Origin of the sequence: Actinophytocola sp. (assembly GCF_035942955.1) — a bacterium.
Lineage (GTDB): Bacteria > Actinomycetota > Actinomycetes > Mycobacteriales > Pseudonocardiaceae > DASYTH01.
Genome location: NZ_DASZCQ010000196.1, coordinates 1 through 13,582, shown reverse-complemented (window position 1 = coordinate 13,582; position 13,582 = coordinate 1). Strand labels below are relative to the sequence as shown.

The window sequence follows — 13,582 nt, the reverse complement described above, 5'->3', positions numbered from 1 at the left end:
CCCCCCCCCCCCCCCCCGTCTCCTTGGGCGATGTCTATTCGCTGTTGAGGTAGGAGAGCAGTCGCAGGATCTCGAGGTACAGCCAGACCAGGGTGACCATGAGGCCGAAGGCGACGTACCACGCCATCTTGGACGGGGCGCCGGCGCGGATCATCTGGTCGGCCATGTCGAAGTCGAGCAGCAGGTTGAACGCCGCGATGCCGATGAACAGCAGGCTGATGACGTAGCCCAGCGGCGTCGGACCGCGCACTCCGATGTCCACGTTGAACGCGTTGAGCAGCAAGTTGATCAGCATCAGGCCGGCGGCGCCGACGGTGGCGCCGATGACCCACCGGGTGAGCTTGGGCGTCACCCTGACCGCGCCGGTCCGGTAGACCACCAGCATCGTGCCGAACACCAACGCGGTGCCGAGGATCGCCTGGAACGCGATGCCCGGGTAGATGTACTCGAACACCCCGGTGATCGCGCCGAGGAACAGGCCCTCGGCCGCCGAGTAGGCCAGGATCAGCCCGGGGCTCACGCTCTTCTTGAAGATGACGACCAGCGACAGCACCAGCCCGGCCAGCAGGCCGATGATCATCGGCGGGAACGGGTTGATGGTCTCCGAGAGCACGGCGATCGCCGTGATCACGCCGACCACCAGCGCCAGGCCCAGCGTCATGGCGGTCTTGGTCACCACATCGTCGACGGTCATGGGCCGGTCGCCGACGGTCGGCGGCGCCTGGTAGCCGCCGTAACCCGGCTCTGCCGGGTAGCCCTGTGCCTGGGGCTGGAAGCCCGCATAGCCACCGCCGAACCCGCCTACCGGCAGGTTGCGGAACGCGGGATTGCTCGTAGAACGCACCTGATCCTCCTGGAGCCTGATGGCGCCTTCACCGGGTCCAACGACCAACCGTGCCGGCCGGTTCCCGTCGGGGTAAAGCCGACTTTACTCACCTTCGCGCACCTCGGTCACAGTAGACCTCCCGACACCCGGTGATCACGTGAACACATCGTTTCCGTCCAATTGATGACGCCTGATCGTGTCGCTCCCCGGAACCGAAGTCGATCAACGCTACGGTGGGTCACCCGGTCCCCAGGGGTAGATGACATGAGAACGCGAAGACGGTGGGGAACCATCGTTGTCGGCGGCGCGCTCGGGCTCAGCTTCCTGATGCTGATCGTGCTCGGCACGGTGCCACCCGAGGGCCACGCCGGCCAGGGCTCCGAGCCGCCCGCGCCGGCCCCGCCGGCCTGGATGCACGCGCTGGCGCCCGGCGAGCAACCGCCCCAGTTCGTGCTGTTCTCCTTTGACGGGGCCGGATCCCACGGGCACTGGCAGCGTGTGCTCGAGACGTCGAGGTCCGTCGGCGCGCACGTCACCGGCTTCCTGTCCGGCACCTACCTGCTCTCCCACGACCGCAAGCAGGACTACACCGCACCCGGCCACGCGCCCGGCGACTCGGCGATCGGCTTCGGCGGCTCTGCCGACGAGGTGCGCACCCGCATCGCCGACCTCAACGCCGCGGTCGAGGCGGGCCACGAGATCGGCACCCACTACAACGGGCACTTCTGCAAGGGCCAGGAGCCCAGCGTCGGCACCTGGTCTGCCGAGCAGTGGACCGGCGAGCTCGACCAGTTCTTCCGGTTCCTGCACGGCGCCACCGGGCAGGGCCTGCGCATCGCCGGCAACATGATCAAGGGTGGCCGCACACCGTGCCTCGAGGGCCGGTTCGACGAGCTGCTGCCCGTGCTCGGCCGGCGCGGCATGACCTACGACGCCAGCCAGATCTCCGACGGCATCGCCTGGCCGGAGCGCAAGCACGGCGTGTGGCAGTTCTGGATGCCGCTGGTGCGGGTGCCGGCCCTGAAGAACCGCAAAGTGATCATGATGGACTACAACCTCTGGTACGCCATGAACCGCGCCAGGGACGACCCGTCGCGCAGCGCCGAGTTCACCACGATCACCCTGGACACCTACCGCGCCGCGTACGAGGCGGTGCTCGCCGGCAACCGCGCGCCCCTTGTGGTGGGCAACCACTTCAACGACTGGGCCGGCGGCGCGTTCACCGCCGCGGCCGAGCGGTTCATGGCCGAGGTCTGCGTCAAGCCGGAGACGGTCTGCGCCACGTACTCCGAGGTCATCGAGTGGCTACGGCTGCAGGACCCCGCCGTGCTCGCCGACCGCGGCGCCATGGCCAAGGCGCAGATCGAGTAGGAAGTCCGGGTCGACCTGATCGGCCAGATCCACGCCGGTCCGGTCGTTGCCCCAGGCCCTTGCGTTGCGCAGGTGGAACTCCACCGCCTGGCGCTGGAACTTCGCCCAGTCCTTGGGCACGACGTCGACCAGGTCGCGCATGGCGGCCAGCGCGCCGGCGTTGTCCGGCTCGAGCTCGCCGATCGGCCGCACGTCGCCGCGCTCCATCGCGCGCACGAACCGCGACCGGCCGAGCGAGGCAAGCAGGTGCCCGCCCACGTGCTCGCGCAGGAACGCCAGATCCTCGGCGTTCTCGACCTTGTTGCCGATCACCGCGATGCGCACGTCGTAGTCCTTGGCGTACTCCCGGTACTGCCGGTAGACGCCGACGCTGCGCAGGGTCGGCTCGCAGACCAGGAACGTGACGTCGAACCGGGTGAACAACCCCGAGGCGAACGAGTCGGCCCCGGCGGTCATGTCCACCACGACGTACTCCCCCGGCCCGTCCACCATGTGGTTGAGCAGCAGCTCCACGGCGCCGACCTTGGAGTGGTAGCAGGCAACGCCGAGATCCTCCTCGGTGAACGGCCCGGCGACGGCCAGCCGCACACCGCCGGCCGACCGCACGCACGCCCGGTAGATCGGGTTGTCCTCGTCCGGCCGGACCAGCCGCGACCCCGCGCCCGGTGGCGTCGTCTTGATCATGGACGCGGCGCTGGCGATCCGCGGGTTGGCGCCGCGCAGGTACTCCTTGATCAGCGGCAGGTGCGCGCTCAGCGGCGCCGGCTCCGGCATTCCCAGCGCGGCGGCCAGATGCTGGTTGATGTCGGCGTCAAGCGCGAGCACCTGGGCGCCCGACGCGGCCGCGTGCCTGGCGAACAGCGACGCCAGCGTGGTCTTCCCGCTGCCACCCTTGCCGACGAAAGCGATCTTCAACGCACCGACTCCTATCGGTATCGATTATCGATACCATTATCGCACCCGGGTCGGCGCGGCCCCGCTTCCGGGTCGCCGCTCAGCAGTCGCGCAGCTCCGGGCTCTGGTTGAGCAGCTGGCCGCGCGGGGAGACGAACGCGAGGTACGCCTCACTGTCCACAGCGGACGGACGGAACGCCGCGACCCGGTGGCAGTTCTGGAAGGCGAGCTTCACGCCGAAGTGCCGCTCGAGCCCGCCGCGGATCGCGTCGGAGGCCAGCGCGCGCAACAGCTGCCCGCGCTCGGCCTCGCTCGGCGGGGGGACGGCGTGGTCGGCGAACGGGGCACCGTCGCCGACCGAAGCGGCGACCGAGCTGATCACCTTCCAGGCGTAGGGCAGCGAGTCGCGCACGCACGCCACGAACTCCGCGTCGTCGACCTCGCCGCGCTCGGCGCGGTCCAGCAGGGCGGCGGGTACGTCCAGGGACATCGGTACTCCTTCTTGGCGGCGGAAGGGTCGCCTCTAGTGGTAGTGGTTGTCATTGCCAACCGCAAGGGATGTCACCCGTATCGACGCCGGGCGGGCGCTCGTTCTTCGAGGGGGACCGATCGGTGGGAGGCTCGAGGCATGGCGACGTATCTGGTGACCGGAGCGACCGGGTTGATCGGCAGGCACTTCGTCGAGGAGATCCTGCCCCGCGAGGACACCGGCACGGTGTGGCTGCTGGTCCGCGAGCAGTCCCAGGACCGGCTGGCGCGGCGGGCCGGCCAGTGGCCCAATCCGGAGAAGATCAAGACCGTGATGGGTGACGTCACCCGACCGGGGCTGGGGATCGCCGCCGACGCGCTCGAGCGCCTCACCGGCGCTGTCGACCACGTCGTGCACCTCGCGGCGCTCTACGACCTCACCGCCGACGACGAGACCAGCACGATCGCCAACGTGGACGGCACGCGGCACGTCATCGAGCTGGCCGCGCGGATCCGCGCCGGGTGCCTGCATCACGTCTCCTCGGTCGCGGTCGCCGGCGACTACCACGGCAAGTTCACCGAGGACATGTTCGACGCCGGCCAGCGCCTGCGCACGCCGTACCACCGCACGAAGTTCGAGTCGGAGCGGCTGGTCCGCACGCAGACCGGGGTGCCGTGGCGGGTGTACCGGCCGGCCGTCGTGGTCGGCAACTCGGTGACCGGCGAGATGGACAAGATCGACGGTCCGTACTACTTCTTCAGCGGGCTGTCCCGGCTGGCCGTCCTGCCAAGCGTCCCGCTCGTGCTGCCGGACATCGGTGACACCAACATCGTCCCGGTCGACTACGTCGCCAAGGCGCTCGCCCACCTCGTCCGCACCCCTGGCCTGGACGGCCGGGCGTTCCACCTGGTCAACCCGGAGCCGCAGTCGGTGCGGTCGGTCTACAACGCATTCGCGCGGGCGGCCGGCGCCCCGCCGGCCACCGCCGAGCTGGGTCCCGGGCTGAGCAAGCCGCTGGTGAGCCTGGTCAAGCTGGCCGAGCACGTGCCAGGGGTGACGATCGCCAGGGACGCCGTGCTCGACCGGTTGGGCATTCCGCCCGAGCTGCTCGCCACGCTCACCTTCGAGCCCCGGTTCGCCTCGGCGCAGACCCGCACGGCGCTGGCCGGGAGCGGGCTGGAGGTGCCGGCGCTCGACGACTACGCCGACGTGCTGTGGCGGTACTGGCGCGAGCACCTCGACCCGTTCCGGGCCCGCAAGCACGGTGGCCGCGGGCCGCTGGACGGCCGGCGGGTGGTGATCACCGGGGCGTCGTCGGGGATCGGCCGGGCCACCGCGCTCAAGGTGGCCGCGGCCGGCGGGGTCCCGCTGCTGGTCGCGCGCCGGGAGCACGAGCTGGACGAGGTCCGCGCCGAGATCGAGGCGGCCGGCGGGCACGCGTACACGTACCCGTGCGACCTGACCGACGGCGAGGCGGTCGGCAAGATGGTCGAGCGGATGCTCGCCGAGCAGCCCGGCGTCGACATGCTGGTCAACAACGCCGGCCGGTCCATCCGCCGCTCGGTGCGGCTGTCCTACGACCGCATGCACGACTACGAGCGGGCCATGGCGATCAACTACTTCGGCGCGGTGCGCCTGATCCTCGGGCTGCTGCCGCACATGGTCGAGCGCCGGTTCGGGCACATCGTGAACGTGTCGTCGATCGGCGTGCAGGGCATCGCGCCGCGGTTCTCGGCGTACGTGGCGTCCAAGGCGGCGCTGGACGCGTTCAGCAAGATCGTGGCCACCGAGACGCACGGCGCGGGCATCACGTTCACCACCGTGCACATGCCGCTGGTGCGCACCCCGATGATCCGGCCGACGCGGATCTACGACGCGTTCCCGACCAAGTCCCCTGAGCAGGCGGCCGATATGATCTTGGACGCGCTCCGCAAGCGCCCCAAGCACATCGGCACGCCGACCGGGTTCGCCATCCAGACCGCCTACGCCGTCGCGCCCGGCCTTGTCGACGCGATCGCCTACCAGGCCTACCGAATCTTCCCCGACTCCGCCGCGGCCGGCGGCACGGGCAAGGTCAAGATCGGCAAGGGCGAACGCCACCTCTCCGCGGCCGCCACCGCGCTTGCCCGGATTACCAGAGGCTTTCACTGGTGAGGCGGCGGCCCCGGGACCTCGCGGCGCCCTAGGCGACCACCGGGCGCCGCGAAAATGCAGTAACGTCCCCGCATGATCACAGGGGCGCATTCGATCCTCTACGCGACCGACCCCGACGCTGCCCGGGCATTCTTCCGGGACACCCTCGGGCTGTCCAATGTGGACGCCGGTGACGGTTGGCTGATCTTCAAGTCGCCGCCGGCCGAGCTGGCCGTGCATCCCACCGAACCGTCGGCCAGCGGCCGGGTGGAGCTGTACCTGATGTGCGACGACCTCAAGGCCACCGTGGCCGACCTGATGGCCAAGGGGGTGGAGTTCACCGACGAGGTCAGCAACCAGGGGTGGGGCGTGCTCACCACCCTCAAGGTGCCCGGCGCCGGCGAGATCGGGCTGTACCAGCCGCGGCACCCCACCGCCTACGACCTCTGACGCTCCCGACCTGTTGCACAGCGTGCGGGCGCGGGTACGGTCGCGGAATGGCCAACGCTGAGGATCCGCAGCCCGGTGGACCGGTCGCCGGCTTCAACGTGGTGCGGCACGGCTACGACCGCACCGAGGTCAACCGCTACTTCCAGCAGCTGGAGGCCAACGTCCGGCACGCCAACAGCGAGCGGGACTTCTTCAAGCAGCAGGTCACGGAGCTGACCGCCAACCTCGAGTCGGCCAGACGGGAGATCGCCACCCTCACCGAGCGGCTCGACACCCTGGCGCGGGAGAGCGGCACGCACGGCCGCGAGGAACGCACCGCCCGCGCCCTCGAGGTGGCCAAGTCCCAGGCCGCCGAGATCATCGCAAGGGCCAAGGCGGCCGCGGACCACACCTGGGCCGCCGCCGAGCAGGCCTCCGCCGCGCTCCGCGAGCGCTACCAGGCCCTCCTGGCCGACCTCGACCGCCAGCACCAGGAGATCCACGCCGCCCACGAGACGATCATGGCCACCGCCCGCGCCAAGGCCGAGGAGATGACCGCCGCCGCCGAGCGCCGGCGCCGCGAGATCGACGCCGAGGCCGAGCGCGACCGCGTCCGCATCGACCGCGAGTTCTCCGAGTCGGTGAACGCCAAGCGTGCCGCCCTGCACAAGGAGATCGAGACCCGGCGCAAGGCCGCCGCCGACGAGGCCGCCAGGATCGTCCGCGAGGCCAAGGAAGAGGCCGACCGCCGGCTGGCCGCCGCCACCGCCGAGGTCGACCGCCTCGGCGCCCTCCGCACCCAGCTCGCCGGCCAGCTCCGCGACACCCAACGCCTCCTCGACCGCGCCACCGCCACCGTGCACCCGGTCGAGCAGGAACGCGAGATGACCTTCGAGGACACCCTCCTTCTTCCGCCGCCCCTGCCATACGACGACGAGCAGCCCGCCAAGAAGTCCTGAACAGCCGGCGTGTTTGCGCCTGGCGTCGGTGTGTTTGCGCGTGGCGTCGGTGTGTTTGCCGCGCACGACGCCAACACAGTGACGTGAGCGGCAAACACGCGGGCTATGCGGCGGTGCCCTCGTCGAGAGCGGCGGCTCGGGCGCAGGTGGCGGTGATCAGCTCGGTGATGCGTTCGGGGTCGTCGGCCATGGGGATGTGGCCGCAGCCGCGGAGCAGCACGTGGTGGGCGTCGGGCAGCAGGGCGGCGGCGCGGCGGGCCTGGCGTGGCCAGAGGATGCGGTCGCGGCTGCCCCAGGCCACCGTGACCGGAACGGTCGGCGGCGGGCTGGCGTAGACGTAGCGGCGGCCGGCGCGGGCGACCAGGTCGAACCCGGGACAGGTGGCGAAGCAGGCCAGGTCGGCGAGCATGGTCTCGGCGGTGAGCCGGGACGGGCGGCCGAAGAGCATGCTGGCGGCGACGAGGCGCAGCAGCCGGCGGTTGACCACGGCGCTGCGCAGCGGCGCCGGGACCCGGCCGCCGACGCGCAGGGCGGTGAGCAGGCCGAGCGCCCAGGCCCGGTCGCGCGGGGTCCAGAAGCCGGCCGGGGCGAGCGCGGTCGCCGAGCGGACCAGCCCGCGGGAGGCCAGCTCGATGGCGAGCACGCCGCCGAGCGAGTTGCCGGCGACATGCGGGCGGTCGAGGCCGAGCCAGGCGAACATCTCGGCGGCGGTCTCGATCGCGGCCGGCATCGTGTACTCGCGGTCGGGAAGCAGTGGCGACGCGCCGAATCCCGGCAGGTCGACGGCGATCACGTCGTGCGAGGCGGCAAGCAGGTCGAGCACCGGTTCCCAGGCCTGCCAGCGGTGCCCGATGCCGTGCAGCAGCACCAGCGGGCTGCCCTGGCCGCGGCGCTCGTAGACGACCTCCATTACCGAAGAGTAACAACGCTGTGTGCACGCCACCGGATTGCAGCGCCTAGTGTCTGACCCATGTCGCCAGGCCCAGCGCTAGCCCAGCAGGTCGATCGCGGACTCACGGCCGCCGAGGTCGGCCAGCGGATCGCGGCCGGGCAGACCAACGACGTGCCGGTCCGCGCCAGCCGCAGCGTGTGGGACATCGTCCGAGCCAACGTGTTCACCAGGATCAACGCCATCCTCGGGGTGCTGTTCGCGATCATCCTGGTGGTCGGCCCGCTGCAGGACGGGCTGTTCGGCGGCCTGATCATCGTCAACAGCGCGATCGGCATGATCCAGGAGCTGCGCGCGAAGCGGACCCTTGAGCGGCTGGCGATCGTCGGCCAGGCCCGGCCCCGGGTGCGCCGGGACGGCCGGACGGTGGAGCTGCAGCCGAGCGAGGTCGTGCTGGACGACGTGATCGAGCTCGGCCCCGGCGACAAGATCGTGGTGGACGGCCTCGTGCTCGGCGCCGACGCGCTCGAAGTCGACGAGTCGCTGCTGACCGGCGAGTCCGACCCGGTGGTCAAGCACCCGGGCGACCAGGTGCTGTCCGGCAGCTTCGTGGTGGCCGGCGCGGGCAGCTACCGGGCGACGAAGGTCGGCCGGGAGGCCTACGCGGCCCGGCTCGCCGAGGAGGCCAGCAAGTTCACGCTGGTCAACTCCGAGCTGCGGAACGGGATCAACAAGATCCTCAGGTTCATCACCTACCTGCTGATCCCGGCCGGCGCGCTGACCATCTACAACCAGCTGTTCCGGCAGGACGAGCCGCTGCCGGACGCGCTGCGCGGCATGGTCGCGGCGCTGGTGCCGATGGTGCCCGAGGGGCTGATCCTGCTGACCAGCATCGCGTTCGCGGTGGGGGTGATCCGGCTCGGCAAGCGCCAGTGCCTGGTGCAGGAGCTGCCCGCGATCGAGGGCCTGGCCAGGGTGGACACGGTGTGCGCGGACAAGACCGGCACGCTGACCGAGAACGGCATGCGGCTGGCCGAGGTCCAGGTGCTGCCCGGGGCCGCGGACGACGGGGTGGACCCCCGGGACCGGGTGCACACCGTGCTGGCCGCGCTCGGCGCCGTCGATCCGCGGCCGAACGCCAGCCTGCAGGCGATCATCGAGGCCTACGCGCGCAGTCCACAGTGGACGACTACGGCCGTGGCGCCGTTCTCCTCGGCGCGCAAGTGGAGCGGGGCGTCGTTCGACGGGCAGGGCAGCTGGGTGCTCGGCGCCCCGGACGTGCTGCTGCCCGACGGCGACGCCGACCGGGCGAGGGCCGAGGAGATCGGCTCCGGCGGCCTGCGGGTGCTGCTGCTCGCCAGGGCGCAGACGCCGGTCGACGCGGCCGACGCGCCGGGCCGGGTGACCGCGGCCGCGCTCGTGGTGCTCGAGCAGAAGGTGCGGCCGGACGCCAAGAGCACGCTGGACTTCTTCGCCGAGCAGAACGTCGCGGTGAAGGTGATCTCCGGGGACAACGCGCTCTCGGTCGGCGCGGTGGCCGCGTCGCTGGCGCTGCCGCACGCGTCCGCGCCGGTGGACGCGAGGGGGTTGCCAGACGATCGCGAGCCGCTGGCCGACGCGGTCGAGGACGCCACGGTGTTCGGCCGGGTCACGCCCGCGCAGAAGCGGGCCATGGTCGGGGCGTTGCAGTCCCGGGGCCACACCGTGGCGATGACCGGCGACGGCGTGAACGACGTGCTCGCGCTCAAGGACGCCGACATCGGCGTGGCCATGGGCGCGGGCAGCCCGGCGACCCGCGCGGTGGCCCAGATCGTGTTGCTGGACAACAAGTTCGCCACCCTGCCGCACGTGGTCGCCGAGGGCCGCCGGGTGATCGGCAACATCGAGCGGGTCTCCAACCTGTTCCTCACCAAGACCGTCTACTCGGTACTGCTGGCACTGATGATCGGGCTGGCCCAGGTGCCCTACCCGTTCCTGCCGCGGCACGTGTCGATCATCGGTTGGTTCACGATCGGGGTGCCGGCGTTCTTCCTGGCGCTCGCGCCCAACTACGAGCGCGCCCGCAGCGGGTTCGTCTCCCGGGTCATGCGAATGGCCATCCCGGCCGGGATCGTGATCGCCGCGGCCACGTTCACCGCCTACCTGCTGGCCCGCCGCGACAATGGCCCGGCAGATCTGGAAAAGATCCAGGATTCGACGACCGCGTACCTGACGCTGGTCGCGATCGCGCTGTGGGTGCTGGCGATCATCGCCCGGCCGTACGCCTGGTGGAAGGCGGGCCTGCTGATCGCGATGATCCTGCTGAGCGCGGTGCCGTTGCTGGTGCCCTTCCTGCGCGAGTTCCTCGCCCTGGACACCGGCGACTGGCGGCAGAACCTGATCGCGGTGAGCTGCGCGGCGGCCGGCATCGTGCTGGTGGAGGTCGGGTGGTGGGTGGACGGCTGGCTGCGCCGAGAGAAACGTCGCGTGATCACCTGACGACAACGCGTGTCAGCCAATTCCAGAATGTCGGATTGGGGCACTATCAGCAGTTGAATAGCTACATTCCGTTGGCAGCCGATCTTACTGTGCGAAACGGCTCGCATGCTGAACGTAAGCAGAGGTAGCCTGCCGTCCTATGTGGTGCCCCCGACCGGATTTGAACCGGCACTCGACCCCTTTTAAGGGGGCTGCCTCTGCCAGTTGGGCTACGGGGGCAGGCGAAGCCTAAGGCGTGCGGGCGCACCTCGGGATGACTTTATGGAAACTGCGCTCGCTGGACCAATCGCGTATAGGGCCTTTTGGTCCGAAAGCACCCATCACTTCCAGCCGATTGGCCCAGCGGAGGCGGTGAGTATCAGCTTTCTGACACTCGAGCGAACTCTGCCCTTGGATTGCTGATCTGGCCCATCGAGATGACCTCACGCCGGAACAGGCCGCCGAGTAACCAGTCGGCGACGACGCGTGCTTTCCGGTTGAACGTGGGCACCCGTGCCACGTGGTATCCCCGGTGCGCCGCCCAGGCGATGAACCCCTTCAGCTTGATGTTGTACACATCGGCCACGCCCTTGTGCAGGCCGAGGCTGGCCACCGACCCGATGTTCTTGTGCCGGTAGGGCTTGAGCGGCTTGTCCCGCAGCGACGCGACCAGGTTGGCGGCCAGCCGCTTGGCCTGCCGGACCGCGTGCTGGGCGTTGGGCGGGGTGACCGCGTTCGGGTCCTCGCCGATCCGGGCCAGGTCGGGCACGGCCGCGTTGTCGCCGGCCGCCCACGCCCCCGGCATGCCCACCACCTGCAGCTCGGCGGTGGCCCGGATCCGCCCGCGCTCGTCGAGCGGCAGGTCGGAGTTGGCCAGCACCGGGTTGGCCTTCACCCCGGCCGTCCAGACGATGGTGTCGCTGTCGAACTCGGTGCCGTCGGACAGCACGACGTGGCCGTTCTCGAACGACTTGGCCAGCGTGGACAGGTACACCTCGATGCCGCGCTTCTCCAGCTGCAGCACGGTGTAGACACCCAGGCTCTCGCGCACCTCGGGCAGGATCCGGCCGGCCGCCTCGACCAGCACCCAACGCAGGTCCGACGCGTCGATGTTCTCGTAGTAGCGGGTGGCGAACCGGGCCATGTCCTCCAGTTCGCCGAGCGCCTCGATGCCGGCGAACCCGCCGCCGACGAAGGTGAACGTCAGCAGCTTGCGGCGGCGCTCGGGATCGTCGGTGACGGCCGCCTCATCCAGCTTGGACAGGATGTGGTTGCGCAGGTAGATCGCCTCACCGATGGTCCGGAACGCGATCCCCTGCTCGGCGAGCCCGGGCACCGGCATCACCCGTGCGACCGACCCGAGGGCCACGACCAGCACGTCGTACTCGATCTCGGTGGTGCTCAGGTCCGGCTTCTCGACGGTCACCGTCCGGCGCGCGTGCTCGATCTTCACGACCCGCATGGTCAGGATGTGGCAGCGCTTGAGCACCCGGCGCAGCGGCACCACCACGTGTCGCGGCTCGATCGTGCCGCCGGCCGCCTCCGGCAGGAACGGCTGGTAGGTCATGTGCGGCTGGGGGTCGATCACGGTCACCGACGCCTCGCCGGCCCGCAACTTCCGCTGCAGGCCGAGCGCCGTGTACAGCCCCAGGTATCCCCCGCCCAGGATCACGATCCGCGCCGGACCCGACTTCTGCGCCATAGCCCCATCGTCGCATTGCCAAGGGCTCCCGCGCCCGTGTGGTCCGTGTGAGCCTGATCGCCTCCGGTCCAGACCAATCCGTGCGGTGTTGGACTCAATGTGAGGGCAAGGCTGGAAGCACTACTCTGCATAGTTGGCCGGCGGTCCCGTATCTCCGGCCACTCGGGCGGACCTCCGGCCCACCCTCGCTGGGCCGGAAGCCCTCACAGGTGGACGGTGCGACAGCAACCAGAGCACGATCGGCGTGATCGCCGCGACGCCCACGATCGCCACCAGCTCAAGCGCCGCAGGCGTCCGGCCGGTCGGCACCAGTGCCATCAGCCCCACCAGCCCGAACACCCCGGCCTGGATCGCGACGAAGCGCACCCCCGCGGCCAGCAGCGCCGCCGGATGCACCCGCGCCCGCGCCGGCAGCAGCCCCGCGATGCCGCAGCCGGCGTGCAGCAGGTGCACGAGCGGGATCAGCACGAGCACCCGCGCCGAGAACGGATCACCGCCCAGCGCCACGACCGACATGGCCGCCAGGATCACCACCAGCGCCGGCGCCGGTGACGCCGGCATCGCCACCGAGATCACCGCGGCCAGCGCCAGCAGCACCAGCGCCGCCCCACCGATCCCGCCGGACACGAGCACCCCGAGGATCGTCCCCGCCACCCCGGCGATGAACATCCGCAACAGCCACGCGGGAAACCCGCGCCCCAGCTCGAGCGCCTCGGTCATCCGGCAAGCGCCCCCCTTCGCCGAAGCTGGCGGAGCATCGCGGCGAGCGGGCTCCCGCCCTCCCACCGGACCACGGCGACGCCGTGGGCGCGCAGCCCGGCACACCGAACGTCGTGCTCGGCGAGCAGGATCCGGCGCACGGCCTCGCCCCACGGGGTGTCGCGCGCGGCCAGAAGCGGGTGCGGCAGCAGGTCGACGGCGATCACCGGGTTCCCGCGCCGGGCCGCGTGCACGGTCAGGTCCGCCACCGCGTCGTCGAGGAACACCGACAGCACGATGACCAGCGCGCCGGGCGGCACCTGGGCGGGTCGCAGCACCGGGCGGCCGGTCCAGGCGGCGGTGCGGCCGCAGGTCACCAGCTGGTGGCGGATCCGTTCGAGCTGCCGGCGGCCGGCGCCGGGCCGCACGCCCAGCCGCGGGCTGCCCAGGTCGACGAGGCCGACCCGGTCGCCCTGCCGCAGGTAGCTGGCGGCCAGCGCGGTCGCGGCGCGCACGCCGGTGTCCAGGCTGCCGCGCCCGCGGTCGCGCACGTGGCCGGACCACTCGCCGAGGTCGGCGCCCACGTCGGTGCGGGTGTCCAGGGCGAGCACGAGCTCGGCGTCGGTCTCGGCGTGCCGCTCCCGCACGTGCAGCGTGCCGGGCACCAGCCGCCCCCCGACCGCGGCCGCGGCCCGCAGCGACACCCGCCAGTCCACCCGCCGCAGCCGGTCGCCCGCCTGGAACGGCCGGATGT

Annotated in this window: 12 protein-coding genes and 1 tRNA gene; 5 read left to right on the top strand and 8 right to left on the bottom strand. The window is 71.1% G+C overall.

Translation table 11 applies throughout. The features are described 5' to 3' along the window. Nucleotides 1-34 precede the first annotated feature (34 nt). A complete protein-coding gene (locus tag VGX25_RS19510) occupies nt 35-844 on the bottom strand; it encodes a Bax inhibitor-1/YccA family protein (RefSeq protein WP_326919264.1) in 810 nt (269 codons plus the stop codon). A gap of 246 nt (nt 845-1,090) precedes the next feature. Between VGX25_RS19510 and VGX25_RS19505 the strand changes: the two genes are divergently transcribed. Then, nucleotides 1,091-2,197 (top strand): polysaccharide deacetylase, encoded by a 1,107-nt coding sequence (locus tag VGX25_RS19505; protein WP_326919263.1) that lies wholly within the window; start codon nt 1,091-1,093, stop codon nt 2,195-2,197. Here the strand turns inward: VGX25_RS19505 and VGX25_RS19500 are convergent. Together VGX25_RS19500 and VGX25_RS19495 are read right to left on the bottom strand one after the other, a co-directional pair. Continuing rightward, a complete protein-coding gene (locus VGX25_RS19500) occupies nt 2,132-3,112 on the bottom strand; it encodes an ATP-binding protein (protein ID WP_326919262.1) in 981 nt (326 codons plus the stop codon). The genes VGX25_RS19505 and VGX25_RS19500 overlap by 66 nt on opposite strands. 79 nt (nt 3,113-3,191) lie before the next feature. After that, nucleotides 3,192-3,581, bottom strand: a complete 390-nt coding sequence (locus tag VGX25_RS19495) for an SCO5389 family protein (RefSeq protein ID WP_326919261.1) — start codon at nt 3,579-3,581, stop codon at nt 3,192-3,194. 138 nt (nt 3,582-3,719) lie between these two features. Between VGX25_RS19495 and VGX25_RS19490 the strand changes: the two genes are divergently transcribed. The 3 genes from VGX25_RS19490 (at nt 3,720) to VGX25_RS19480 (ending at nt 7,081) form a co-directional block, all read left to right on the top strand. Beyond that, nucleotides 3,720-5,714 (top strand): SDR family oxidoreductase, encoded by a 1,995-nt coding sequence (locus VGX25_RS19490; RefSeq protein ID WP_326919260.1) that lies wholly within the window; start codon nt 3,720-3,722, stop codon nt 5,712-5,714. A 72-nt stretch (nt 5,715-5,786) separates the two neighbouring features. Beyond that, complete coding sequence (locus VGX25_RS19485) at nt 5,787-6,143, top strand: VOC family protein (RefSeq protein ID WP_326919259.1); 357 nt, start codon at nt 5,787-5,789, stop codon at nt 6,141-6,143. Nucleotides 6,144-6,190: 47 nt separating this feature from the next. After that, nucleotides 6,191-7,081, top strand: coding sequence for a hypothetical protein (locus tag VGX25_RS19480; RefSeq protein WP_326919258.1), 891 nt, complete (start codon nt 6,191-6,193; stop codon nt 7,079-7,081). 103 nt (nt 7,082-7,184) lie between these two features. On the opposite strand, the gene VGX25_RS19475 is transcribed toward VGX25_RS19480, so the two are convergent. Further along, complete coding sequence (locus VGX25_RS19475) at nt 7,185-7,991, bottom strand: alpha/beta fold hydrolase (RefSeq protein ID WP_326919257.1); 807 nt, start codon at nt 7,989-7,991, stop codon at nt 7,185-7,187. 60 nt (nt 7,992-8,051) lie between these two features. On the opposite strand from VGX25_RS19475, the gene VGX25_RS19470 reads away from it, so the two are divergent. Continuing rightward, complete coding sequence (locus VGX25_RS19470) at nt 8,052-10,448, top strand: cation-translocating P-type ATPase (RefSeq protein ID WP_326919256.1); 2,397 nt, start codon at nt 8,052-8,054, stop codon at nt 10,446-10,448. A gap of 142 nt (nt 10,449-10,590) precedes the next feature. On the opposite strand, the gene VGX25_RS19465 is transcribed toward VGX25_RS19470, so the two are convergent. The 4 genes from VGX25_RS19465 to VGX25_RS19450 form a co-directional block, all read right to left on the bottom strand. Next, nucleotides 10,591-10,667 (bottom strand) — tRNA-Leu (locus tag VGX25_RS19465). A 139-nt stretch (nt 10,668-10,806) separates the two neighbouring features. Continuing rightward, nucleotides 10,807-12,129 (bottom strand): NAD(P)/FAD-dependent oxidoreductase, encoded by a 1,323-nt coding sequence (locus tag VGX25_RS19460; protein WP_326919255.1) that lies wholly within the window; start codon nt 12,127-12,129, stop codon nt 10,807-10,809. Nucleotides 12,130-12,249: 120 nt separating this feature from the next. Next, a complete protein-coding gene (locus VGX25_RS19455) occupies nt 12,250-12,849 on the bottom strand; it encodes a hypothetical protein (protein WP_326919254.1) in 600 nt (199 codons plus the stop codon). Then, nucleotides 12,846-13,582 (bottom strand): DUF58 domain-containing protein (locus tag VGX25_RS19450; RefSeq protein WP_326919253.1); only part of this gene is annotated, 737 nt, incomplete at its 5' end. The genes VGX25_RS19455 and VGX25_RS19450, both read right to left, overlap by 4 nt.

What these genes read in the sequence shown, in the direction of transcription:
- VGX25_RS19455 (WP_326919254.1), bottom strand. Translation starts at nt 12,849, where the DNA reads ATGACCGAGGCGCTCGAGCTGGGGCGCGGGTTTCCCGCGTGGCTGTTG.
- VGX25_RS19470 (WP_326919256.1), top strand. Translation starts at nt 8,052, where the DNA reads ATGTCGCCAGGCCCAGCGCTAGCCCAGCAGGTCGATCGCGGACTCACG.
- VGX25_RS19505 (WP_326919263.1), top strand. Translation starts at nt 1,091, where the DNA reads ATGAGAACGCGAAGACGGTGGGGAACCATCGTTGTCGGCGGCGCGCTC.
- VGX25_RS19475 (WP_326919257.1), bottom strand. Translation starts at nt 7,991, where the DNA reads ATGGAGGTCGTCTACGAGCGCCGCGGCCAGGGCAGCCCGCTGGTGCTG.
- VGX25_RS19490 (WP_326919260.1), top strand. Translation starts at nt 3,720, where the DNA reads ATGGCGACGTATCTGGTGACCGGAGCGACCGGGTTGATCGGCAGGCAC.
- VGX25_RS19495 (WP_326919261.1), bottom strand. Translation starts at nt 3,581, where the DNA reads ATGTCCCTGGACGTACCCGCCGCCCTGCTGGACCGCGCCGAGCGCGGC.
- VGX25_RS19460 (WP_326919255.1), bottom strand. Translation starts at nt 12,129, where the DNA reads ATGGCGCAGAAGTCGGGTCCGGCGCGGATCGTGATCCTGGGCGGGGGA.
- VGX25_RS19485 (WP_326919259.1), top strand. Translation starts at nt 5,787, where the DNA reads ATGATCACAGGGGCGCATTCGATCCTCTACGCGACCGACCCCGACGCT.
- VGX25_RS19480 (WP_326919258.1), top strand. Translation starts at nt 6,191, where the DNA reads ATGGCCAACGCTGAGGATCCGCAGCCCGGTGGACCGGTCGCCGGCTTC.